The 22,832-nt window shown below is 62.2% G+C and carries 19 protein-coding genes; 8 read left to right on the plus strand and 11 right to left on the minus strand.

Annotated features, from left to right (window positions below; genetic code table 11):
- Nucleotides 1–56 precede the first annotated feature (56 nt).
- From fabF to VES88_08155, 7 genes are read right to left on the minus strand one after another with little or no spacing between them, the layout of a single operon-like run.
- Nucleotides 57–1,298: a beta-ketoacyl-ACP synthase II gene (gene fabF, locus VES88_08125; GenBank protein HYN81453.1), complete on the minus strand. Its 1,242-nt coding sequence runs from the start codon at nucleotides 1,296–1,298 to the stop codon at nucleotides 57–59.
- Nucleotides 1,299–1,314: 16 nt separating this feature from the next.
- A complete protein-coding gene (locus tag VES88_08130) occupies nucleotides 1,315–1,896 on the minus strand; it encodes an SRPBCC family protein (protein HYN81454.1) in 582 nt (193 codons plus the stop codon).
- Nucleotides 1,893–2,588, minus strand: a complete 696-nt coding sequence (locus VES88_08135) for a methyltransferase domain-containing protein (GenBank protein HYN81455.1) — start codon at nucleotides 2,586–2,588, stop codon at nucleotides 1,893–1,895. Before VES88_08135 ends, VES88_08130 begins: the two co-directional genes overlap by 4 nt.
- A 1-nt stretch (nucleotide 2,589) precedes the next feature.
- On the minus strand, nucleotides 2,590–3,063 hold the full coding sequence (locus VES88_08140; protein HYN81456.1) for a flavin reductase family protein: 474 nt from the start codon (nucleotides 3,061–3,063) through the stop codon (nucleotides 2,590–2,592).
- Nucleotides 3,060–4,376 (minus strand): FAD-dependent oxidoreductase, encoded by a 1,317-nt coding sequence (locus tag VES88_08145; GenBank protein HYN81457.1) that lies wholly within the window; start codon nucleotides 4,374–4,376, stop codon nucleotides 3,060–3,062. The genes VES88_08140 and VES88_08145 overlap by 4 nt, the downstream gene beginning before the upstream one ends.
- The gene (locus VES88_08150) at nucleotides 4,369–5,886 is read right to left on the minus strand and encodes a radical SAM protein (GenBank protein ID HYN81458.1); all 1,518 of its coding nucleotides are present in this window, start codon (nucleotides 5,884–5,886) and stop codon (nucleotides 4,369–4,371) included. Before VES88_08150 ends, VES88_08145 begins: the two co-directional genes overlap by 8 nt.
- Before the next feature lie 22 nt (nucleotides 5,887–5,908).
- On the minus strand, nucleotides 5,909–6,661 hold the full coding sequence (locus VES88_08155) for a DUF92 domain-containing protein (GenBank protein ID HYN81459.1): 753 nt from the start codon (nucleotides 6,659–6,661) through the stop codon (nucleotides 5,909–5,911).
- A 119-nt stretch (nucleotides 6,662–6,780) separates the two neighbouring features.
- Between VES88_08155 and VES88_08160 the strand changes: the two genes are divergently transcribed.
- Both VES88_08160 and VES88_08165 read left to right on the plus strand, forming a co-directional pair.
- On the plus strand, nucleotides 6,781–7,413 hold the full coding sequence (locus tag VES88_08160) for a hypothetical protein (protein HYN81460.1): 633 nt from the start codon (nucleotides 6,781–6,783) through the stop codon (nucleotides 7,411–7,413).
- A gap of 1 nt (nucleotide 7,414) precedes the next feature.
- On the plus strand, nucleotides 7,415–8,593 hold the full coding sequence (locus VES88_08165; GenBank protein ID HYN81461.1) for a Xaa-Pro peptidase family protein: 1,179 nt from the start codon (nucleotides 7,415–7,417) through the stop codon (nucleotides 8,591–8,593).
- 250 nt (nucleotides 8,594–8,843) lie between these two features.
- Here VES88_08165 and VES88_08170 read toward each other — a convergent pair whose 3' ends face one another.
- A complete protein-coding gene (locus VES88_08170; GenBank protein HYN81462.1) occupies nucleotides 8,844–9,866 on the minus strand; it encodes a twin-arginine translocation signal domain-containing protein in 1,023 nt (340 codons plus the stop codon).
- A 106-nt stretch (nucleotides 9,867–9,972) separates the two neighbouring features.
- Between VES88_08170 and VES88_08175 the strand changes: the two genes are divergently transcribed.
- Nucleotides 9,973–11,691: an amidohydrolase gene (locus VES88_08175; GenBank protein HYN81463.1), complete on the plus strand. Its 1,719-nt coding sequence runs from the start codon at nucleotides 9,973–9,975 to the stop codon at nucleotides 11,689–11,691.
- 70 nt (nucleotides 11,692–11,761) lie between these two features.
- Nucleotides 11,762–12,646: a carboxypeptidase regulatory-like domain-containing protein gene (locus tag VES88_08180; protein HYN81464.1), complete on the plus strand. Its 885-nt coding sequence runs from the start codon at nucleotides 11,762–11,764 to the stop codon at nucleotides 12,644–12,646.
- Nucleotides 12,647–12,789: 143 nt separating this feature from the next.
- Here VES88_08180 and VES88_08185 read toward each other — a convergent pair whose 3' ends face one another.
- The 3 genes from VES88_08185 to VES88_08195 are packed head-to-tail and all read right to left on the minus strand — an operon-like array spanning nucleotide 12,790 to nucleotide 14,844.
- A complete protein-coding gene (locus VES88_08185) occupies nucleotides 12,790–13,677 on the minus strand; it encodes a heme o synthase (GenBank protein HYN81465.1) in 888 nt (295 codons plus the stop codon).
- Nucleotides 13,674–14,612 carry a COX15/CtaA family protein gene (locus tag VES88_08190; protein HYN81466.1) on the minus strand — a complete coding sequence of 313 codons (939 nt, stop codon included), beginning with the start codon at nucleotides 14,610–14,612 and terminating at the stop codon, nucleotides 13,674–13,676. Before VES88_08190 ends, VES88_08185 begins: the two co-directional genes overlap by 4 nt.
- A 13-nt stretch (nucleotides 14,613–14,625) precedes the next feature.
- Nucleotides 14,626–14,844 (minus strand): hypothetical protein, encoded by a 219-nt coding sequence (locus VES88_08195; GenBank protein HYN81467.1) that lies wholly within the window; start codon nucleotides 14,842–14,844, stop codon nucleotides 14,626–14,628.
- 96 nt (nucleotides 14,845–14,940) lie between these two features.
- Here VES88_08195 and VES88_08200 point away from each other — a divergent pair, with 96 nt between their 5' ends.
- The 4 genes from VES88_08200 to VES88_08215 all read left to right on the plus strand — a co-directional run bounded on the left by VES88_08200 (nucleotide 14,941) and on the right by VES88_08215 (nucleotide 22,782).
- Entirely contained in the window at nucleotides 14,941–16,356 is a 1,416-nt protein-coding gene (locus tag VES88_08200) for an amino acid permease (GenBank protein HYN81468.1), read from the plus strand.
- A 265-nt stretch (nucleotides 16,357–16,621) separates the two neighbouring features.
- Complete coding sequence (locus VES88_08205; GenBank protein ID HYN81469.1) at nucleotides 16,622–19,876, plus strand: carboxypeptidase regulatory-like domain-containing protein; 3,255 nt, start codon at nucleotides 16,622–16,624, stop codon at nucleotides 19,874–19,876.
- 72 nt (nucleotides 19,877–19,948) lie between these two features.
- On the plus strand, nucleotides 19,949–22,132 hold the full coding sequence (locus VES88_08210) for a TonB-dependent receptor (GenBank protein HYN81470.1): 2,184 nt from the start codon (nucleotides 19,949–19,951) through the stop codon (nucleotides 22,130–22,132).
- A gap of 227 nt (nucleotides 22,133–22,359) precedes the next feature.
- Nucleotides 22,360–22,782, plus strand: a complete 423-nt coding sequence (locus VES88_08215; protein ID HYN81471.1) for a GxxExxY protein — start codon at nucleotides 22,360–22,362, stop codon at nucleotides 22,780–22,782.
- Nucleotides 22,783–22,832: the final 50 nt, after the last annotated feature.

Genomic DNA, 22,832 nt, shown 5'->3' on the forward strand with positions numbered 1-22,832 from the left:
AAGACTACAAGCTAGCCGCCGGCCGCCAAGCGCCGCATGCTAGCTGAAGACGGACCTCAGTTTACGCGACGGAGGACGAGTGCTGCGTTGATTCCGCCGAATCCGAAGGAATTCGTGAGGATGTGATCGACGCGCGCGCTCTTGCCGCTTCGCGGCAGGAAGTTAAGATCGCACGCGTCATCGGCAACGGCGAGATTGACAGTCGGAGGAAGCCATTCGCGCTCCATCGCCAGCGCGCAGATCGCCGCCTCGATTGCTCCCGACGCACCGAGCGCGTGGCCGTAGTAACCCTTTGTTCCGCTCATCGGCAGACGATAAGCGTGGTCGCCGAATACGTCCTTGATCGCGAGCGTCTCGGTCGGATCGTTGAGCGGTGTGGAGCTCCCGTGAGCGTTGATGTAATCGATCTCCCCCGGCGCGACATGCGCGTCTTCGAGCGCGATACGCATTGCGCGCGCGGCCTGCGTTCCATCGGGCCGCGGCGCAGTCATATGGTAGGCGTCGTTCGTCACGCCGTACCCGATGACCTCGGCGTAAATGCGCGCACCCCGCGCCACGGCCCTGTCGTGCTCCTCGAGCACCATCACGGCTGCGCCTTCACCCATCACGAAACCGTCGCGGTCGCGGTCGAATGGTCGTGATGCTCCCGCGGGGTCGTCGTTACGCGTGGACATCGCCTTGATGATCGAGAAGGCGCCAAAACAAAGAGGAGCCAGTGGCGCTTCGGCTCCCCCCGAGATCATCACATCCGCGTATCCGTCGCGGATCTGACGGAACGCATCGCCGAGCGCGATGGTGCCCGACGCACAGCTCATCGAATTCGTCGAATTCGGACCGTAGGCGCCGAACTCGATTGCGATGTTGCAGCTCGAGGCACCTCCGAACACCGTCAGCGCAAGCAGCGGGTCGACGCCGCGCAGTCCTCTCTGGAGAAACGAGCCGTACTGCTCTTCACCGTATGCAACGCCGCCAAGCGCTGTGCCCATGATGGTTCCGATCCGGTCGCGATCCTCCGCGGCCAGGTTGATTCCGGAGTCGGCGAGCGCCATCTTCGCGCTTGCGACGGAGAACTGCCCGAATCTGTCGAGGCGCTTTGCTTTCTTGTGCTCGAGGTGATCTGCGGGAACGAAATCGTTCACCTCGGCAGCGTTGTGGCTGCGGAACGGTGAGGGGTCGAAGCGAGTGACCGAGCCGACGGCCGAGCGCTCGCGCCGGATTCCCTCCCACAGTCCATCGCTGGTCGTTCCGATCGGCGTGACCGCTCCGATCCCGGTGATTACCGCCCTCCGCCTCGACACGATTCCCCCTCTTGGCTCAGCCCGACGCTGCTGCGGCGGCTGGTGCTGTGACATCCCGCTCTGCCGTCACGGCAAGTCCCTCGAGCGTGCGGGATGCAATTCCATGGATGAACACCGGCCCGATGATCATCGTCGCTGCAACGATGCCGAGCAGCGGGATTGGTGGTCCGTCCCAGACGTGCAGGATCTTGACGTGGGTACCCCTGGCTGCCCGTCCGGGCGGGGCGGCACTCTGAGCGCCTACAGTACGAAAGCTCCACTCGACGTCCATACCTTTTGTAATACCCTCGACGTGTCGAAAACGGATCGCCGGGGCGCCTTCGTCAACGGACATCTCCGAAAGCCACCACGTCGGCCAGCCAGCTATCCCGAATGGCCGATACGCCGCCATCTCAACGAGGCCGCCGCCGTCGGTCGCTCGCTCGTGGAAGCGAACGTACCGGTAATGGGGCAGATAGGCCGGCCAGAGCTCGACGTTTTTCGCGATGTCGAACATCGTCCGCCAGGGCGCGCGCACGAGCCGCTCGTCGACGATTTCCATTGGCCGTCCCAGCGGCATCGGGCCAAGCTCGCAGGGTTCCCGCATCGCCGCGGTCATTTCGGTTTCCAGCTGGTTGTTACACGAAACCCCAGCCGGCGCTGCGCAGCAATCGGCTGCCCGGTCGCCGATGCCACGAGGCCGGCCAGCTCCCGCGGCAGGAAACCGCGCATAACCGAGACGACTCCGTCATGTCTACTCACAGAATGAAATCCAAGCACGAATGAAGCCAGCCACAGGCCGCCGGCGGCCAACCAGCTGCGGCGGAGGTCACTGATCACTACGCGAAAGCGCGCAACGCGATTCATCTCGCTGATCAGGGCAACTGCTTGAGGCTCGGGAAAATGATGCAGCAGCTGCGAGCACATCACGATGTCCACGCTCCGGTCAGCGAACGGGAGCTCGAGTGCTTTTCCGACGACTACCCAGTCGTTGCGCGCGCGGTGGCGGCCAAGCAACGCCTCCGAGCTGTCGAGCCCGATGGTCTTGAGAGTGACACCATTGCGCGCGGCGAACGCGCGCGCGGATTCGGCGATGTCACCCGCGCCCGTGCCGACATCGAGCATCGTGGCGGAGCCGCGAGTCTCGGCGAGCGCAGGCTCGAGCTCCATCAGCGCGGCGCGCATTCCTCCGAAGACATGGTTCGCCCGCTCGACGTCCCTCATCGAGCGAGTCATCACTTCCGCCGGTACCGACGGATCGTCGAGCAGCTCGACGCCGCGCCGTCTTCGGGGAGTGAGGAGGTCTGACACTCTATCGCTCCAGCTGAGCGTAGCCCCCACGATAGTGCAGCAGGGGCCGTCCTTCCCTCGACTGAGCGGCTTCCACTTCGCCGACGTAGATGCGGTGGTCTCCGCCCTCGTACGCTGCGACACGCCGGCATTCGAGGTATCCCAGTACATCCTCGAGGACCACCGGGCCACTAGGCCCCCGCGTGTAGCCGATCCCCTCGAAGCGGTTCGGATCGGGGCCCGAGAAGCGACGGGCAAGGGCTTCCTGACTCTCCGAAAGAATATTCACGATAAAGCCCGGCGCGGTGGCCAGCGATTCGAACATCGATGCAATTCGATCCACGCAGAAAAGAACCATCGGTGGATCGAGGCTGAGCGAGCAGAACGCGCTTACCGTCATTCCTTCGTCTATACCGTCGGCGTCCACCGACGTCACTACTGTTACTCCCGATGCGAAGCGGCCCATGACGGCACGAAATGCATCGTGGTCGATCATGCGCCCCCCGCCGGGGCTGGAAGCAGAAGGCGAAGCAGATAGCGCGGGCTCAGCACTTCGCGCGCGGGCACGAAATCTCCGACGACACCGACGAGAAGGTCCGCCATGTCCCGCCGCCGCGAAAGGACGTTCGCCGCTCGATTGATCAGCGCGGGGAACGCTATTGCCGCGCCGACGAGCCGCTCGACCCTCCATTTACCCGAGAACTCGGCTCGTCTCACCCCGTCGTAGGCACGAATCGCTGCGTCGCCTGCGGAGCGCGCGGCGCTGCGCCGGTCCGCCATCGACTGAACTACGTGGCCGGCGAGCAGCTCACCTCCGCGCAGCGCGGTGTAAATCCCTTCGCCCGTGAACGGGTCGAAGAAATCCGCCGCGTCCCCAACGAGGGCTGCTCCGGGCGTCCATGCTCGGCGAGCCGCGGAAGCGAAGGGACCGGTGGCCTGCACAGGATCGACGCGCTCCGCCGCCGTGAACAGCTCAGCGATCCTCGGTCGCTCCGCTATCCAGCTCTCGAAAAACTCCGTACGATCGGCCGCAATCTCCGCCGCGCGTGAAACGGGAACGACGACGGCCACGTTCGCGAGGCCATTTCCGACGTCGGCAATGCCCAGGTATCCGCCGCGATCCACGTGCATTTCGCCAAATCGATGCACCCCGCGAACCTTTCGATAGTGCGTGACGAGCGCAATCCGCCGCGGCCACCGGCTGGAGCGGATGAGACCGAGCCTCCGTCCGACGACAGACCGAAGTCCGTCAGCGCCGATGATCATGTCGGCGAAAAGTTTGTTGGCATCGGCAGGGCCGCTCTGATCGCTATTCCGCGGTCCGCAGTTTAGTCCGGAGCCCGCAGTGTAGTCCCGCAGCGCGCAGTTGGTCCTTACCCCAATGACTCGCCCCGACACATCCCGGACCACGTCAGTGACACGCACGCCTTCAATTACTCGAGCGCCCGCCTCGCGCGCGCGTTCGAGCAGGATCGCGTCGAGCACAGTGCGACGGACGGCCAGCCCCCGGTCGCGATACCCACGATACCCGTGATCCGCGAGGAACTCACCGTGGATGGTAGCTCCATTGGGCGCATGCACGCGCATGCCCGTTAGCTGAGCGGCGCCAGAGCTCTCGACGGCGCTCAACGCGCCCATCTCCTCCAGGATCCGCGAAGCCTGCGGGCTCATGTACTCCGAGCATGGTTTGTCACGGGGAAACCGCGCGCGATCCAGAATCACAACGTCGAGACCCGCACGGGCCATGAAGTACGCCGCAGACGATCCGGCCGGACCACCACCGACGACGACCACCTGCGCATCACGCATGCTGCGGCGCCAGAAACCGGTTCGTCGAGCGGGAAATGCGCTGGAAAAGTCCCATGTACTGCCAGTGCGGGCGCGGAAGTCGGAGAATCGATGCGGCTCGCGTCAGGTATGGCAGAATTGCCGACCGCGAATCCGCCGAAAACATGAATCGCGGGTGATCTGCGGCGAACCGCTTCAGCCGAATGACCGTCGCGTCGAAATCGAGCCCGGCTGAGAAGTAAAACGTCGGGTCGAGCAGCGAGTCTTCCGGCGTGATGCGACCCTCGGACATCGCGATGCGATGAAGTGTCGTTCCAGGATAGACGCGCAGCCCGACTGTGAGATAAACCGCATCGCCCCGCTCGAGACGCCACTTTGCAAAGCCGAGGGTTTCCTCGAGCGTCTCGCTTGTTTCACCCGGCCCGCCGACAAGAAAAATCCACAGAGTTCGTATGCCGGCCTGCTCCACACGCTCGGCGACCTCGCGAACCCGCGCCGCTGTGAAGCCCTTCTCGAGCTTCTCCAGCACGGGATCGCTCGCACTTTCGGCAGTGATGCCGAGCGTCCTGAAACCGGCGCGGCGCATGGCGGAGAGAAGCTCGGGCGACGCCGTGGCTGGCGTGAAGTTCGTCGTGTCCAGATGAACGCGCATCTCTCGTCGCGTGATCGCTTCGCAGACCTCGAGCGCATGGCCGGGCGGGGAATTGAACGTCGAGTCCACGAAATCGAAGTGTGTCACACCGGCAGCGCGCTTCAGCTCCTCGATCTCGTCGGCGACGAGCTCCGGAGACCGGGTTCGGTAGCCCCAGCCTTCGACATTCCGGTAAGTACAGTAGACGCACTTGAAGACGCACCCGCGCTTGGTCTGTATCGGAGTCGTCGCACCATTGCGCTCGTATCGCTTCAAGTCGATCCACCGATGTAGCGCGGGCGACGGAAGAGAATCGAGATCCGCATCCTCGCCGGGCGGCGTGAAATGGACCCGGTCTCCCTCGGCGCGGACAAGACCTCCGAGCGATGTTACAGCGTCGCCGCGCGCGAGTGCGTTCACGAGTGCAACACTTGCGCGCTCGCCGTCACCGGCGACGGCGTAGTCAACACCGAAATCGCGGAACAGTGCCTCAGGTGCGACACCGAACGCCGCCCCGCCCGCGATCATTTTCGCTTCGGGCGCCGCCGCTCTCAGCGCATGAAAGACCAGTCGCGCCTCGGGCGTGTAATGTCGAAGGGCAATGGCGTCGCTGTTGTCGATGTTGCGAATCGAAACGCCGATGACGGACGGGCGGAAGTCGCGGGCAGCTTCTTTTGAAGCGGCAACCGGGTCGCGCTCGAAGCAGAGATCCAGAAACCGAACCTCGTGTCCCGCGGCATCGAGCGCCGAGGCGACGCACGCCAGTCCATTGGGAACCACCGGGTAGGGCTGGCGCTCGCGATTCGTGCTCACGAGCAGAACCCGCGCGCGATCCGCAGAGACTGTCGGAGCGTGCGCGACCGGCAGGGGATGGTCGGATTTTCGAGTAACTGCGATCATTCGCTCTGCTCGGAAGGGATCGCTAAGCCAGCGCCAACCCAACGACGGCCCCCGTCGCGGAGCCGATGACGTTGACGACGTCGTTGTCCACCCAGCGGATACCCCCGTTCGGGCGGGTGGTTGTACCGCAATTGTGCAGGAGCCGTTCCGTTGGCTGGCCGCAGTGATCGCACCATCGCCGCCTCTGCAAGGTCGCTCCGACGACCGAATCGACCAGTGAGCCGGCGATTCCGCCCACAACCGCAGCGAGCGCCGATCGGAAGCCCCATCCGAGGAGCACCGTGAGAGCTGCGATGCATGCCGCACCAGCAAGTTCTGCCAGCGTTCCTGCCCAGGTGACGCCTCCCGACGTACCGGCGCGAACCGGTTCACGCGTGGTGATGAGCTTGGGCGGATGGTCTGCCAGAATTCCGACCTCTGTTGCCCACGTGTCAGCCGTTGAAGCGGCGATCGCTCCTGCGGCGACGGGAAGCCAGATGGGAGAAGGATGGATCAGCGCAGCGATCGCCGCCGCCGTGAACACGCCTCCGTTTGCGGCGACCTGCCACGCGTCGCGCTCGCTCCCTTTTTCCAGCATGTCCCCGACTCGCACCAGCTTCGTCGAGCGGCGGTAGCGTGAGAGCGCGGTCGCGGAAACGAAGAGCGCAACGAGCAGCACGCCCCAGCTCCATCCCGCCGCGGTGCAGATGACTCCCATGATGAAGGCAACGGACGCCCCACTCGACGAAAGGCTGCGCTGGCGTCGCGCCGAGAGTGTGATGACACCGGCAATCACGAAGGCGGCGAGAATACGCGCTACGAGCGACGAAAAGATGACGTTACCTCGTTCATCCCGGATTGAATAGCTTTATGGTGCGCCGGTAACTTCCGGAATCTTCGCTCCCACCTGGTCACATGCCCCCGACAGTCAACGCTCGAATTCCGCTCAGTCTGCTCGAAGCCGTTCGCCGCAAGGACACGCCCGAGACTGACACGGAGGAGGAATATGTCCAGGAGCTGCGCAACAAGCGACTTGGGTTGAGCGACACGGTGTATCAGCAAATCAGGCGGTATTCAGACGCCGCAAAGAGGGGTCACGCCATTCCGTATGCGGAAGCAACCGGGCTCGGGACGCTCATCGGACGCCGGCCCGACGCAGCAGAGCTTTTCGACAACGCCGGAAAGATTCTGGCCAACGACGTTTACGAAGCAATCTCGGGAACGCTCAGAAAAACGATTCATGTCGTGCCTTCAATTTTCGCCCGCCCCCTCGCTCTCAGCCAGCTCCGGCAGTTCGCCGCTCGCTTCTTTGACGGGACACTGACGCGCAGCGGGAGCTCGCTCGCACTCAGCATCACTGATTCCGTGACAGTGAACAGCGGGCCGCATTCGGTCGGATGCACCTATTACGCATCCGCCCTGCGCGAGCTGCTGCGCCTTCTGATGAGCGGAGGCGGATTGGTCGACCACGTCTCATGTCTCCAGCGCGGCGACAAACTCTGTGAATGGCGCGCAGAATGGCGCAATCAGCAGTACGAAGCCGCTTGAGATGCTGACACTCGAGACCCTTCCGACCGTGCAGGCCGCGCTGGCCGAGGCGTCACTCGACGGCTGGCTCATCTTTGATTTTCACGGACTCAATCCAATCGCCGGCGGAGTCCTCGGCCTCAACGGAATGGCAACGCGTCGAACGTTCGTGCTCATTCCGCGCGAGGGCCGGCCGGCCGCAATCACCCATGCGATCGAGCAGGGCCCATGGCGGGATTGGCCGTCGCAATGGGAAAAGACGACATACAGCAGCTGGCGTATGCTCGAGAGCCAGCTTCGCGACCTGGTCTCGGGCAAGCAGGTGGCAATGGAGTACTCACCCGGGGATTCCATTCCCTACCTCGATCGCGTCCCTGCGGGCGTTCTCGAGATGGTCCGCGCCGCTGGGGCGACTGTCGTTTCCAGCGGCGAGCTCGTCTCCCGCTTCTACGCGGTGTGGAGCGAGGAGAATCTCGCATCGCATAAGCGGGCGGCCGAGGTCATAGCGGGAATCGCGATGGACGCGGGCGCGAATGCCGGTGAGAAGGCGAAAGGAAGATCGCCGCTCAACGAGTATGAGCTTCAGCGGTGGATACTCGACCGCTTTGCCGGCGACCGACTCGAGACCGATCATGGGCCAATCGTGGCGATCGGTGCAAATGCGGCGGATCCCCATTACGAGCCATCGGCGGATCAGTCATCGATAATCGGTAGGGGAGATATTCTGCTGATCGATCTCTGGGCGCGGGAGAGGAATGGCATCTACGCGGACCAGACGTGGATGTTCTCGCTGGGCGAACCGAGCGAGCGGGACGTGACGGTGTGGACTGCGATACGCGATGCCCGTGACGCGGCTCTGGAGCTGTTGCGCTCGCGGATCGGCAGCGGTTCAGCGGTGCGGGGCGGAGAGGTGGACGACGCGGCGCGCGGGGTGATCGCCTCCCGCGGATTCGGCGATTACTTCATCCATCGAACGGGCCACTCGATCGATCCGCAGGATTTGCACGGGTCAGGGCCGCAAATCGACAACCTCGAGACGCGTGAGGAGCGATTGCTCATTCCGGGCATCGGCTTTTCCATCGAGCCCGGTGTGTACGTGCCCGGCGAGGTCGGAATGCGGACGGAAGTGAATGCGTACGTCGGACAGAACGAGCTGATCGTAACGCCCTCGAAGATTCAGAAAGATTTGATCATCGTCTGAGGCTTTCTGCGCGCGTCGGGACAGATCTCGATTGCGTCGGCATCTGTGCGCTGGCCACAGAAACACAGAAAACTGAAAAGAATGGGGGAACAGCACCCGCAGGGTCAACTACGACTGTAGTTGTAGTTTAACCCAGAAAAGTAAACACCTTCAGTTGCGAAGGCCTTCGAGTGGCGCGGCGACCGCGCTTGTCGTTTTCTGTGGTTCTGTGATTCTGTGGCAAGCTCACAGATACTCAGCTGCACGAGTGCTAGCGATCAGGGGCACGACCCTCGCGCACAAATTCCAATAGCTGAGGATCAGCCCCCTCGAGCCCGAACAACGCGAACCGAGTGACGCCGATCCTTCTCCCCTCCTCGATGAGCCGCTCGATCAGCTCGTGATCCGCGACCCACACCTCCCAGCCGTCGCGGCTCGACACCGCATGGAGATTCCCTGATGCGGGGTCGCGAATGATCGGAGTGTTCGCTTCCCGCGCGAGGCGAACCGCGTCCAGGTAAGAGATCCGGCGCGCGCCACGGTTGTCCCAGATAATTCCATCGGCGGGAATGCCGGCGACGATCCTGTTAACGCCTGCTTCGCCCGTACGCTGGCCGAGCCGCCGGGTGAACCAGGACGGAGAGACGATTGGCCCGGCGGGAGTGGTGACGCCGTGCTCCGGGAAAAGCCTTATTAGGAGAAGATCGGCGACTCGTGCGAGAATTCTTGCGGGATAACCCGAGCTGTCCGCGGCGGGAATCATCATCGTGATCGGCGCCGCGGAGTGAGCGCGCGCCGAGTCCGCGATTGCCCGGGAGACGTCCATGAGAATCTGCAGATCGGCCGCGGTCATCTCCTGAAAATCCAGAATCACGCCCTCCGCCGGTGATGACGCCAATAGCGACGCAATGGATCCGGCGGTCACCGCAACGGCGTCGCTGCTCTCCGTCAAGCCACGGATGACATCGGGGTGATAGCGACTGCCCTGAAAAGAGGTGATCACCGAGAGTCGGCGAGCCGATCGCGGAGAGGACGGAGTGGCTGGAGATTGTTGGCCGGATGCGGCATCCCGAGGCGCGACGAATGAGATGACAGTAGGCCTGAAGCTCACGCTGTCGAGTGCGATCCACGTCTCGGCAATCGCCGAGAATCCATCAGATGAGCGGACCTGTTTTGAATCGGAAGACCAGATCGCCCAGAGCTCGGTTGGTGCTCTGACGCCGGGCGGAAGGGGAGTGCAGCCGCCGACCACGGTGGCAATGGCGCCGAGTGTGAGAACGTCCCGCCTGTTCATCGAACCAAGTTACTCTGGCGCCGATTCCGCGAACGAGGCAGAATCTGGCATGACCCTGGACCCCAAGACGGGCCGTCGGCCGCACTGTCGGCGCGGCTTACATCGAATGCTTCGCGTTCCCCCCGCGCGAGTCCTCTCCGGTGTCGCGACACTCGTCGTGATTTCACTGACCGCCGCAACCGCCCACGCGCAGCGCGTCCCGGCCCAGTCTCGTCCAACAACAGCACGAGCCGACCTCGTCGTGACCAACGCCCGCATCTATACGGTAGACAATGCCAGGCCTATGGCTTCCGCTCTCGTGGTCAGAAACGGCCGGGTCATATTCGTCGGCTCCGATTCAGAGGCCCGACTGCTTGCCGGAAGTGCCACACGGCTCGTGGATCTCAGGGGCCGCACCGTTATTCCCGGCATGGTCGACGCTCATGCGCACCTGCTGGGTCTGGCAACGTCGATGCGGAATGTTCTCCTTGCCGGCTCCAGCAGCTACGATGAAGTGATCAGGCGGGTGACTGAGCGCGTGCGGACAGCGAAGCCTGGCGAATGGGTCGAGGGCAGGGGCTGGGACCAGAATCTCTGGCCCGAGACGAGCTTCCCGACACATGAAGCGCTCTCGCGTGCCACGCCGAACAACCCTGTGGTTCTCCGCCGTGTCGACGGTCATGCGACCCTCGCCAACGCGACGGCAATGCGTCTCGCCGGAATCACCGCCTCGACTAAAGACCCCGACGGTGGAAGAATCGTCAGGCTCGCGAACGGAAATCCTTCCGGCGTGTTCGTCGACAACGCCGCCGGCCTCGTCAACAGGCACATTCCATCGGCGTCGACTGCAACGCTGCGGGAGGCTACGGTCGTCGCAATTGCCGAAGCGAATCGATGGGGGCTCACGGGCATCCACGACGCCGGAGCGTCGAGGCGTGCGATCGAGATATTCGAGTCTCTTGCCGCGGAGGGAAAGTTCAATCTCCGCAACTACGTGATGGTCTCCGACATCGCCGCTGACATCGCCTACTATACGAGACGCGGTCCGCGGAGCGGTCTCCACGGCGGCCGCATCTGGGTCCGCGCAATCAAGACGTACGCCGACGGTGCGCTCGGCTCACGGGGCGCCGCGCTCCTCGCCGTCTACTCGGACGATCCGGGCAACATTGGATTGCTCGTAAAACAGCCCGCTCACCTCCAGCAGGTGGCCGAGCTCGGCCTGCGAAGTGGCTTTCAGGTGAATACCCACGCGATTGGCGACCGCGGCAATCGGGTCGCGCTCGATGCGGTTGCGGCAGCGCTCAAGGCGGTTCCCACGTCAGACCATCGCTTTCGTATCGAGCACGCGCAGATCGTGTCCGCGCAAGACATTCCGCGCTTCGCGGAGCTCGGAGTCATTCCATCGATGCAGGCGAGTCATCAGACAAGCGACATGGGATGGGCGGAAGCCCGCGTTGGCCCGCAGCGTGTGCGTGGCGCCTACGCGTGGCGCTCGCTGCTCAACACCGGAGTCGTGATACCAAACGGTAGTGATTTTCCCGTGGAGCAGGTGAATCCGTTGATCTCCTTCCATTCTGCTGTCACGCGGCAGGATCCGTCGAACCTGCCTGCCGGCGGATGGTACCCCGATCAAGTCATGACTCGCGAAGAAGCGCTTCGCTCGATGACGATCTGGCCCGCATACGCCGCGTTTCAGGAAAAGGAGCTGGGGTCGCTCACGCCCGGGAAATACGCGGACTTCGTCGTGCTCGACCGCGACATCATGCAGGTGCCGGCAACGGAGATCCTCGCGGCTCGTGTTCTGGCGACATATCTCGGTGGCAGAATCGTGCATGAGCTGAAGTAGATTCATGTATGGCGCAGCGTGGCACGTCGGTTGCCCGACTGGCCCCTGCCATCACAACATGAATCCTCGAATGAATCGCAGCAGAATCGCGCTCGCAGTCACCTGTGTCATGGCGCTCGGCACCGCCTGTTCAGGCGATAAGCCGGCCAGCGCAGCGCAGCCCGCCCAAAAGAGGGAGGGCTCAGTCCCTCCGCGCACGACCGTGGTTGCGGCTCACTCGCAGCCGTACCGCGCTATCAACGTGTCCGGCGGCGGGAAGATCGCGGGAACCGTCCAGTTCGACGGCGCGTTTCCGGCGGACTCGGTCATTCAGCTCAGCGTCGAGCAGGGCGGATGCGGCCAATCCGTTGTGGATCGTCGCGTGGAGAGAAGCGGCAACCGCGTCGCAGGCGCTGCAGTCTGGATCACCGACATCAGGGAAGGCAGGCCGATTCCGCTGGAGCGCCGCTTCGAGCTGGAGAACGAGGACTGTGTGATGGTCCCGCGCCTCCAGACGGTTGTTGCCGGAGGTACACTGAACGTGATCAGCGCGGACGTTGTGATGCACCGCAACAAGATCATCGACGTAGCCACTGGCGAAGTCGTTGGCATTGCTCCGTTCAACGACAACGGCCAGGTGGTGCCGTTCGATCAGCTGCTCAAGAAGACTGCGCAGCTGGAGGTGGTCGACGAGCTTCATCCGTGGAGCAAGGCGAATCTCCTCGTTCTCGATCACCCCTACCATGCGGTGACCGGAAAGTCGGGGGACTTCACGATCGACGGAATCCCTCCGGGCACCTACCGTCTGAGGGCGTGGCACCCGGCTCTCGGAGTGATGGATCAGACAGTGACGGTCCGCTCCGGAGGCCAGGCGAATGTCGTGATGAAGCTGCCCGGGAATGGCGCGCCCGCTGACGTCTCGCCCGCACCGCCTGCGACGCCCGAATCTCTCCGGAGCGCGGCGCCGGCCCGCTAGCTCCTGGTCCGAATCCTCTCCCTCTCGTGCGGGGATGGATGTCTGAGCTGGCCACAGAAACACAGAAACACAGAAGGAGCCTTTAAGGAGCTGGCTGAGCGGCTTTGGCGACGGGAAACGCTTCGGTGATGCTACTTCGACCATCAGAAATGAATCTTGCGGTCTGCCGCCATTGCGACAAAGAGAAGCGCCAGATAAAGAAGCGAATACTTGTAGACCCACCACGCGGGCGCCGTCCAATCTGCGGCCCGCATCATTCTGATCAACCCGCCGATGAAGAGTGCACCGAGGACGGCGGCGGAGGCGAGGTAGAGAATGCCGAATGCTCCGAACGTCACCGGTAGAATGGTGATCGCGACGAGAATCACCGCGTAGGCGAGCATCTGCCGCATCGTCTCGCGCTCACCCCAGACGAGCGGTGCCATCGGCACGCCGGCCTTGTTGTAGTCGCGCTGTTTCAGCAGCGCGAGCGCCCAGAAATGCGGGGGAGTCCAGTAAAACACTATGAGGAAGAGATACACCGCAATCAGGTCCACTCTGCCTGTCATTGCGGCCCATCCGACGAGCGGTGGAAACGCCCCGGCAGCACCCCCGATGACGATGTTGTGCGGGGTGGTTCGCTTGAGCCACCGCGTGTAGACGTAGACGTAGAAGTAGAAGCCGCCCAGGGCAAGCGTCGCTGTGAGAACGTTCGTCAGCACGGCAAAGAGAAACGTCGCTGCCGTTGCGAGGGCGATCCCGAAGGCGAGGACAGACCTGCCGCTCATCCGCCCACTCGGAATTGGCCGCAGTCGAGTGCGAGCCATTCGATCGTCGATGTCGCGGTCGAGATACATGTTCACCGCGTTGGCGCCGCCGGCCATGAGATAACCACCGACCATCACGACCAGCACCAGTCCGAAGGTCGGTGTGCCTGCGACATACATCGGTGCGACGGTCGTGACAAGAAGCAATGAGATGATGCGAGGCTTGGTGAGCATCACCATGTCGCGCACGAGTGTGTTCTGCGCAGTAGCTGCGACCGATGTCATGCGGCCGCCGTCGCCAGGGCCCGCTTCTCAGTCGCCGCCGCGGGAGACGCAATTCGCGCGAGTCCCGCAAGCACGCAGACCGATAGCCACACGAAGGTGCCCGCCGCCTGGTGAAGCGAGCGCAGAACTGTCGGGAGGTGCATTTCAACCATTGCCGCCGCGATAAGGACCTGAAGAATCGCTGCGCCGAACGCTATTCGGGCTGCGAGTACCAGAACGCGCGGCTCCTTCCGTTTTGATATCGCCACCGCGGCTCCCCACAAGTGACCGAAGAGCAGAAATGCGACAACGCGGTGTGTTATCTGAACCGAGAGTCCGACGCCTCCGCTTTCCACCCAGCGGCACCACGGGAAGCCCCCGCAAGCGACCGCGGCGTTCGGAAGATTTGCTGTCAGCGCTCCGAGTACCAGTGTCAGTGATGCGAGGACGATCGCAATGAAAGCGGAACGCCATGTTCGCGGAGTCGCGCCCTTCATGTCGGCTCCGGCGCCGAGGCCGCCGGAGCGGAGCACGGTGACCGCGAGAACCGCGAGCAGAGCCATCGCGATAGTGAGATGGCTGGCGACAATGAGAGCGTTCAGCCCGAGCTTCACAGTCGCAGCGCCGACGAGTGCCGCGAGAACCACGAGGACCGCCGCAAGCAGTGAAGACCGCAGCACTCCTCCCGGCCCCCCGACGCCTGGCTCCCCGCGCTTGAACACCGAGAGTAGAACGAGAGCGAGGATGGCGGTCGAAAGCGCGGCGGCCCCGTAGCGGTGGGATATCTCGATCAGAAGCGCAAATCCGCGATGCACCGGCGTAAAGGAGCCGTAGCAGTCGGGCCAATGGTCACCGCATCCGAGTCCCGAGCCGGTGATTCGCACAATTGCTCCGAAGACGATCTGGAGGTACGCGATGGCAAGCGTTGCGTACGCCAGGCGGCGGATGGACTTCACCCGTCGGCGCTCGTCAGTGGATTGCGCGCCAGGTCGCGGCCAGCAGTGCGGCGAGCGCTATCGCGGGAAGCACTGCCCAGAGCATCTCCGCTCCACGTGGTGAATGCGGAATCGGGGCCGAAGACGAGGCGTTGCCGTGCGGAGAAAACACGGCGCGCAGGATTGCCAGCTCGGCAACAGCGCACGAGGCTGCGGCGATGCAGAAGAGGATCTCGGCGAATTGCAGACTCATGTTTGCTCTTCAGCCCGCACACGGCGTCTCAAACTGGAATGCATCTCGCGCAGAAAGCTACTCGCGGCCCCCGCGCCTTTGCAGTAGCGTTCCCGAATGTCCGATCCCTTTCGGAACACGCCTCCGCTTACGGTCGCTGACGTCCCGCAGCTTCAGGACACGCTGGCGACGCGCCCTCGTATACTCCCGCGGAGAATCGGATTCTGGACTGGCGTTGCGATTCTGATCGGCTCGACCATCGGCTCCGGAATCTTCCGCTCGCCCGCAGGAATTGCCGACAAGCTTCCCGGCCCACTGCCGCTCCTCTCGGTCTGGGTGATGGGAGGTGTCTTCGCTCTCTGTGGCGCGCTCACGCTGGCCGAGGCGGCGAGCGCCTATCCGCAGACGGGAGGAGTGTACGTGTTCCTCCGCGAAGCGTGGGGACGACTCGCTGCGTTCCTCTTCGGATGGTCAGAGCTGGTGATGATTCGCGCCGCATCGCTCGGCGCGATCTCCACCACGTTTTCAGAATATCTCATTCGAGTGACTGGCAACGATCCATTGGTCGCTCCATATAGTGGATACACGCACTACGTCGCGGCCGGAGCGATAATCGTGGCGGGTGCGACCAATTACATCGGTGTGCGCACGGCGGGGACGGTTCAGAACATCACGACTCTGGCCAAAGTGGGCGGCCTGCTTTTCATCATCTCGTTCGCGTTCGTCATCGCCCTTCCGTCGAGCGGTGGTCACTACACGCCGGCGGTGCCTCCGGGAAGCTTCTCGATCGGTGCGTTCGGTCTCGCCCTGGTGTCGGTGCTCTGGGTGTACGACGGCTGGGCCGACGTGAGCTTCGTGGCCGGCGAAGTAAAGAATCCCCAGCGGAATCTTCCGCGGATTCTGATCACCGGCACCCTGGTGATCATCGTGATCTATGCTCTGGCGAACCTTGCCTACCTCGCGGTGATGCCGATCGAGGAGATGCGCCAGTCGAAGCTCGTCGCGGCGGATGTTGCCCAGCGTCTGATGGGGGCCGCAGGTGTCGCGTTCATCGCGACGGTGGTGATGATCTCGACCTTCGGGACGCTGAACGGAACGATGATCACCGGCCCGAGGGTTATTTTCGCGATGGCGGATGACGGTCTGCTGTTCCGCTCACTCGGGCGCGTTCATCCCCGGTACAAGACGCCTTCCACTTCGATCGTCGTGATCACGGTGATAGCGGTAGCCTTCGTGCTCGTTGGAACGTTCGAGCAACTTGCCGATGCGTTCGTGACGGCGATCGTTCCGTTCTACGCGCTTGCCGTGGCGTCGGTTTTCGTGTTCAGGAAGCGCGCCGGCTACGATCCGCCATTTCGCGTCCCGCTTTATCCTCTCGTTCCGGCGATTTTCATTCTCTCCACGATTTTCCTCCTGTCGAACGCGATAATCGACCCCGGAAGCAGGTGGCAGACGCTCGGCGTGCTCGGCGGAATTGTGGCTGGAATCCCGGTTTACTTCGCGACTGTCGGACGGCGGAAAGCGGCTGCGTGAGCCCGTCGCAACAAGTCGCTGTACCCAAGCCGCCTGTCGGCAGTTCATGATACCGTTGTTACCGAAAAATTGCTTGCAGCCACGTGGCACTGCTGGTAGCTTTTACGCTTCAAATACAGCCGCCATGGCGTCGCTGAGAGAGACCAAACTGACATAAGCGCAGTACGGGGCCACGCTCGGCGCCCTTCGATCACGTCACTCATTAGGTACGGCTTTGCTCATCAGGGTCAGCTTCCATTTTCCAACCTCCCGGACAGATCCACACATGCCCATACGACGTTTGAAAGGCAGCATCGTTGCGATCGGCGCTTTGCTTCTCGCTTCACTTGGCACCGACGCCCTCGCGCAGGGGATCACCACAGGCGCTATAAGTGGATTCGTCACCGACAGCGCCGGTAACGGGATCGTAGGCGCCCAGATCCAGATCAGCAACCGCGCGACTGGTTCCAGTACTCGTACAAGCTCACGCGAGGGCGGACGCTACCTGGTGCAGGGCCTCGAAGTCGGCGGTCCTTACACCATTGTTGCCCGGCTGATCGGATTCAATCCCGAGACGCGCGAGAACGTGACTGTCGGGTTAACGCAGAATGTTCGCGCCGATTTTCGGCTCTCTGCGCGGGCGACCACTCTTGCGACGGTCGAAGTGCGCAGCGCCATCGACGTGTCCCCGAGCAGCGCCGGGACCAGGACGATAATCTCGGACTCAGTCCTGCGCCGAATCCCCAGCCTGAACCGCAATCTCGCTGACTTCGTCAACATCGCGCCGCAGGTTTCGTCCTCGGGTCCGGGCTATTCCGCTGGTGGAATGTCGAACCGGATGAACAACGTGCAGCTGGACGGGGCAACCGAGCGAGATGTATTTGGGCTTGGGACCACCGGACAGCCAGGCGCGCAGACCAACTCCAAGTCCATTTCCATCGATGCGGTGAAGGAGCTTCAGATTCTCCTTGCGCCGTTCGATGTGCGTCAGGGCAACTTCGGCGGCTTGCTCCTTAACGTCGTAACAAAAAACGGCACCAATGATGTAACTGGTACCGCTTACACGTTTTATAGAAACCAGAACTACGGCCGAAATGTGCCGACGCTGCGAGCCGCCCCATACGTTAATAAAAGTTACGGCTTCACTCTCGGTGGGCCCATCGTGAAGGACAGGCTCCATTTCTTCGTCGCGCCGGAGTGGAAAAAGGAGTCTTCGCCAATCAGCGGCCCCTACCTAGGGCAGCCGGCCAGCGCGACGGTTCCGTTCGCCGCTGACTCCGCAACCCTCCTCCGATTCGAGAACGCCTTCCGGACGCACAATGCCGAGCCCGGCACGCCTGGGGCTGTCACAGGCGAGAATCCGGTGTCGAACTTTTTTGGGCGTCTCGACATGCGCTTTAACGAAAGTCACCGAGCCGTATTTCATTACAATTACGGCATCGGCCAGCTTCCGTCGCGGCTCGAGAACTTCCGTTCCGCGAGCGCAATCGTGTATACGAGCAACTTTCACGATTACACCCAGACGAAACACGCGCCGGTTCTCCAGCTCTTCTCCAGCTTCTCGAACGGCTCGTTCAACGAGCTGTTTCTGGGTTATAACCGGGTGAGAGATCGTCGCGTTCCGCCCACGCAATTCCCCCAGGTCCAGATCACCGTGCCACGGACGGGTGGTGGAACTGCCTCGATCTTTGCCGGTGCTGACGCGTCCTCCATGGTCAATGAGCTGGACACAGACACTTACGAGATCACGGACAACTACACCAAACCCTTCGGAAACCATACCGTCACCGTCGGTACTCGCAACGAGCTTGTAAAGCTTCGCAACCAGTTCCTGCAGAACTCGTTCGGCGTATGGACCTTCACCAGTCTCGCCAATTTTGAGACCGGCACCGCGGGGACCTTCCGCCGCGCCATCATTCTCCGGGACAGCGGAAACGTGTACTTCGACGCGCTCCAGACCGCGCTCTACGCACAGGACCAGTGGCAGGTAAGCCAGAAGTTCGGGGTGACACTTGGCCTTCGCGCTGACATCAGCAGTTTCCTGACGGACATCCCGTATTTCGCCCCGATCGACAGCGCGTACGGTCGCCGGACGGATGACATCCCAAAACGCTCGGTACAGTTCTCGCCGCGGGTGGGCTGGAACTACGACATTACTGGAAACCAGGCGAATATTTTCCGAGGTGGACTTGGCCTGTTCGTGGGCGTACCTCCGTATGTCTGGCTCGAGAACGCCTACATCAACAACGGCCTGATCCTCGCAAACCTGAGCTGCGGTGGGTCCGTGCCTAACCCCGCTCCCAAGTTCAGTGTTGACCCGAACGTATACAATACCTGCGCGGACGGCGGCGGCAGCCAGCCGGTCGGCACGGTCAACTTCCTCGACGAGAGTCTCAAGTTCCCGCAGCCAATGCGGCTCACCGTTGGATTCGACAAAGTGCTTCGGGGCAACGTGGTGGCAACGGTCGAAGGCCTGTTCTCGAAGACCCTCAACCAGTTCTTCTTCGTCAATCGGAACCTGCGCTCGACTCCGCGGGGAGTCGATCTACACGGCCGCCCCCTCTACGGCGACACCATCCTCACCAATGGGGTAGCGCGCCCGAGCCTTCCGGATGCCGTCCGGGTAAACGGCGGCTTGGCCCGGTTCGGCACGGCGGTAGACCTCATAAATCAGAGCCAAGACTTCGCGTACAACCTCACGGCTCAGTTGCGGAAGCGCTACGCCGGCAACTGGGAGGGGTCAGCTGCCTACACCTACTCGAAGGCTCGTGACGTGCAAAGCTTCGCCTCAAGCACGCACCTCTCCAACTTTTCATTCGGCCGTACAACCGCCGGCGACATTTTCGACCCGTATACGAGCATCAGTCTTTTCGATCAGCCACACAAGATCTCGATGAATGGGACCTACACGTTCCGGTGGCTGAAAAACTTCTCTACAGACCTGTCGGCCAGCTATTTCGGTGTTTCCGGCGCTCCCCACGACTACATCTACGATCGAGGCGCTTCGACGGGTTCCGGCGACCTGAACGCCGACGGCACTCAGGGCAACGACCTGATCTATGTTCCCACCGACGCGCGGTTGCCGAGCGAGATACTGTTCACGAACTCGGGAAGTGGAGCCAGCCTTGTCACCGCTGTTGCTCAGGCGGAAGCATTCGAGAAGTTCATCGAAAATTCCCCGTGTCTGAGCAGGCAACGTGGACAAATACTCGAGCGCAACTCGTGCCGTCTGCCGTTTTTTAACAACTTCAACGTATCCGTCCGGCAGTCAGTTCCAACGCTTTCCGGCCAGAGTTTGTCAGTACAGTTCGATATCTTCAATTTCGGCAATCTGCTCAACAAGAACTGGGGCAAGGTCCAGATTACCCAGGCCAGTACTCGCAACAACGTCCCGATTCTCCAGCACTCCGGGCAGACTGGGATCGATCCGAAGACGGCGCAGAGCACCTTCAACTTCAATGTGAACACCAAGGAATACGTAGTTGGAGACTTGGTATCCAGTTACTGGCGGTCTCAGCTCTCGGTTCGTTACAGCTTCTAGCATGCGGGTATGATGGCTAAGCGGGCACGAATTTCGGTTCGTGCCCGCTTTGCGTCCGGTTAGTTTCTTGGGATGAAGCCGTGCCCGGTCACCTTCGTCCTCAAGGCAGTTCTCCTTCTCGCCGCGTCAGCCGTCGACGCTCAGGAGCCGGCGCCCGACTCGACTGGCGACTCCACCGTAGCGACGCCGCCAACCGCTGCCGACTCCGCCCGCACTCGCCTGCCTACAGTTACAGTCAAAGCAGCAAGAGCCGCACAGTCCACCTTCGCCATTCCGCTGGCGATTACGGTCGTAGGGCGTGAGAGGCTCGAGAACCGCCGGGGATACTCTCTCGACGAGGCGCTCCAGGATGTTCCCGGAGTCGTCGCGCAATCGCGCGCCGGCGGAAGCGACATTCGACTTTCGATTCGCGGGTTTGGTGCGCGTGGCGCCGGCGACAGATCCAACGCCGGGACATCTCGCGGCGTACGCGTTCTTCTCGACGGGATCCCCGAGACCGAGCCCGACGGCCGCACGTCGTTCGACCTTATCGATCTTGCCGCCGCCGAGCGCCTGGAGGTGGTGAGATCGAATGCGTCGGCGCTTTGGGGCAATGCCGGTGGAGGCGTAGTCAGTATTTCCACGGTTCCTTCGTTCGAGAAGTTCTTCGCTGATCTACAGCAGATCGGTGGAAGCTTCGGGCTCCGGCGCAGCGTCGTGCGAGCCGGTACGAGGCTCGGCACGGGCTCTCTCGTGGCCACATTTACGAATACCTCGCAGCACGGCTGGCGCGATCGTTCGGACAGCCGCCGCTTCCTTCTCAACACCGCCCTCACTTCACAGCTCGGCGGGAGTACCGACTTCGGCCTTTTCGTCAGCGCGGCGAACGACCTGTTCCATATTCCGGGTCCATTGACGATGGCCGAAGCGCTGGCGACCCCGCGAATCGCAAACGCGACGTACGCCTCGCGCGACGAGCGCCGCTTCAATCGCCTCGGACGCATCGGTATGACGCTCGAGCATTCGTTCGGCGAATCGAGCTCACTGTCGGGAATGCTTTTCGTCAACCCGAAGGTGCTGCAAAGGTCGGAGCGCAACACGTTCCGCGACTTCAACCGCTACCACCTGGGCGGCAACGTCGTTTATCGAGGCTCGGCCGCTGTCTCCCCTCGGTTGCGGGCGACGACATTGCTCGGTGTGGACGAGGCTTATCAGAACGGAACGATCCTGTTTTATTCGCTGACCCCCGAGGGAACGCGGGGCACGGAGCTCCGCGACAACAAGGGGGAGGGTGCGCTCAACAGCGGCATTTTCGCTCAGGAGGAGCTGCTCTTCAACGAGCGCCTGGGACTCGATCTTGGAGCGCGCTACGACGTGATCCGCTATGACTATCGGAGCTTCATCGACCCGTCGCTGGATGCCGTCAAGTCGTTTTCACGCTTGACTCCGAAGATAGGAGTGAACTATCGACCGTCATCCGTGCACAGCTTTTATGCGAGCGTCGGCGGCGGAATCGAGGCGCCGGCGGGGAACGAGACCGACCCCGCTTCGACGTTCGGACAGGACACCGTCACGGCGATAAATCCGCTCCTCGATGCCATTCGTTCAACCACTTTCGAGCTCGGGACAAAGCACGCGCTGGTGCTTGCGGCTCTGGCTGATGCGACGCTCGCGTACGACGTAGCGGGCTACTGGACGGAAGTCACGAACGACATCGTCCCCTATCGCGGTGGCCGTTTCTTTTTCACCGCGGGAAAGGTGAGACGCCGCGGCGTCGAGGCGGGCGCGTCGCTCGTGTTGCCTGCAGGTCTCGAGCTCCGCGGAAACGCGAGTTACTCACGCAACCGCTACATCGAGTACACAGTCGACTCCGTGCACTACGGGAAGCCGGGAGCAATCGCGGACTACGCGGGGAATGCGGTTGCCGGAGTTCCGGGGACTTCGTACTTCGCGAGTGTCGCGCATCCGCTGGGCCCCGTCATACCGCTGAGGCTCGAGTTGTCGCTGCGCGGGGTAGGGGATTACTTCGCCGACGATGCCAACGTCGTTCGTGTCCCCGACTACCATACGGTAGCGCTCACGATGTCGACTAGTCGACTGATCCATCTGAGCAGTCAGATCGGGCTTCGTGCTTTCGTGGCGGTGGAGAATCTCACCGATCGGCGGTACATCGGCTCCGCTTTTGTGAATCCCGATGTAGTGAATGGTGTGCCCGTTGCGTTCGAGCCGGGCTCCCCACGGGCATTCGTCGTGTCAGTTTCGCTCGGGTGGAGATAGCAGAGAACTGCCTGCCGCAGGGGCGCAGAGGAGCAGAGAAAACCAGTTTAGGGGAACAGCCCGCGCGGCTCGGGCCTTTCCGCGCCGAGCTGAAAGAAACAGCTCTGCGTCTCTGCTCCTCTGCGGCGGCTAGGCTCTGCTAGCTCCGGGGCCGGGTTGACCGTTTTTGATGATTCGAGTCAAAACCGGGTTTCGCCGTTACGGGTCGCGCGATGTTGTCTTAAGGGATGCCGCGACTTCCCGACGGAAAGTTCAAATCCCTTACCTCGAGAATTATCGGTGCGGCGATAGAAGTGCACCGGCACCTCGGACCTGGCCTTCTCGAATCCACATATGAGGATTGCCTCGAGTGGGAGCTGAAGGAAGAAGGGATCGCAGTTGCCAGGCAGGTCAAAGTGCCTTTGATGTACAAAGGAAGAGCCCTGGCCTCGAGCTACCGTCTCGATTTGCTTGTTGATCAAAGCGTCATCGTCGACGTAAAAGCCGTCGACCACGTGGCCGACATCCATGGTGCGCAGATTTTGACGTACCTGCGCCTGACAAATATCGAGGTCGGGCTGCTGATCAATTTCAACTCTGCGATGGTTCGCGACGGGATAAAGCGATTCGTTCTCCCATCGATCGTATCCAGAGATCTCGAAGGTGGGTGAGATGGTTGGGACCTACTTTGCCGCGGAGACGCAGAGACGCAAAGTTTTCT

It is taken from the genome of Gemmatimonadaceae bacterium, assembly GCA_035633115.1.
Classification (GTDB): Bacteria; Gemmatimonadota; Gemmatimonadetes; order Gemmatimonadales; family Gemmatimonadaceae; genus UBA4720.

What these genes read in the sequence shown, in the direction of transcription:
- VES88_08130 (HYN81454.1), bottom strand. Translation starts at nt 1,896, where the DNA reads ATGACCGCGGCGATGCGGGAACCCTGCGAGCTTGGCCCGATGCCGCTG.
- VES88_08140 (HYN81456.1), bottom strand. Translation starts at nt 3,063, where the DNA reads ATGATCGACCACGATGCATTTCGTGCCGTCATGGGCCGCTTCGCATCG.
- VES88_08145 (HYN81457.1), bottom strand. Translation starts at nt 4,376, where the DNA reads ATGCGTGATGCGCAGGTGGTCGTCGTCGGTGGTGGTCCGGCCGGATCG.
- VES88_08150 (HYN81458.1), bottom strand. Translation starts at nt 5,886, where the DNA reads ATGATCGCAGTTACTCGAAAATCCGACCATCCCCTGCCGGTCGCGCAC.
- VES88_08160 (HYN81460.1), top strand. Translation starts at nt 6,781, where the DNA reads ATGCCCCCGACAGTCAACGCTCGAATTCCGCTCAGTCTGCTCGAAGCC.
- VES88_08165 (HYN81461.1), top strand. Translation starts at nt 7,415, where the DNA reads ATGCTGACACTCGAGACCCTTCCGACCGTGCAGGCCGCGCTGGCCGAG.
- VES88_08170 (HYN81462.1), bottom strand. Translation starts at nt 9,866, where the DNA reads ATGAACAGGCGGGACGTTCTCACACTCGGCGCCATTGCCACCGTGGTC.
- VES88_08175 (HYN81463.1), top strand. Translation starts at nt 9,973, where the DNA reads ATGCTTCGCGTTCCCCCCGCGCGAGTCCTCTCCGGTGTCGCGACACTC.
- VES88_08180 (HYN81464.1), top strand. Translation starts at nt 11,762, where the DNA reads ATGAATCGCAGCAGAATCGCGCTCGCAGTCACCTGTGTCATGGCGCTC.
- VES88_08185 (HYN81465.1), bottom strand. Translation starts at nt 13,677, where the DNA reads ATGACATCGGTCGCAGCTACTGCGCAGAACACACTCGTGCGCGACATG.
- VES88_08195 (HYN81467.1), bottom strand. Translation starts at nt 14,844, where the DNA reads ATGAGTCTGCAATTCGCCGAGATCCTCTTCTGCATCGCCGCAGCCTCG.
- VES88_08200 (HYN81468.1), top strand. Translation starts at nt 14,941, where the DNA reads ATGTCCGATCCCTTTCGGAACACGCCTCCGCTTACGGTCGCTGACGTC.
- VES88_08205 (HYN81469.1), top strand. Translation starts at nt 16,622, where the DNA reads ATGCCCATACGACGTTTGAAAGGCAGCATCGTTGCGATCGGCGCTTTG.
- VES88_08210 (HYN81470.1), top strand. Translation starts at nt 19,949, where the DNA reads ATGAAGCCGTGCCCGGTCACCTTCGTCCTCAAGGCAGTTCTCCTTCTC.
- VES88_08215 (HYN81471.1), top strand. Translation starts at nt 22,360, where the DNA reads ATGCCGCGACTTCCCGACGGAAAGTTCAAATCCCTTACCTCGAGAATT.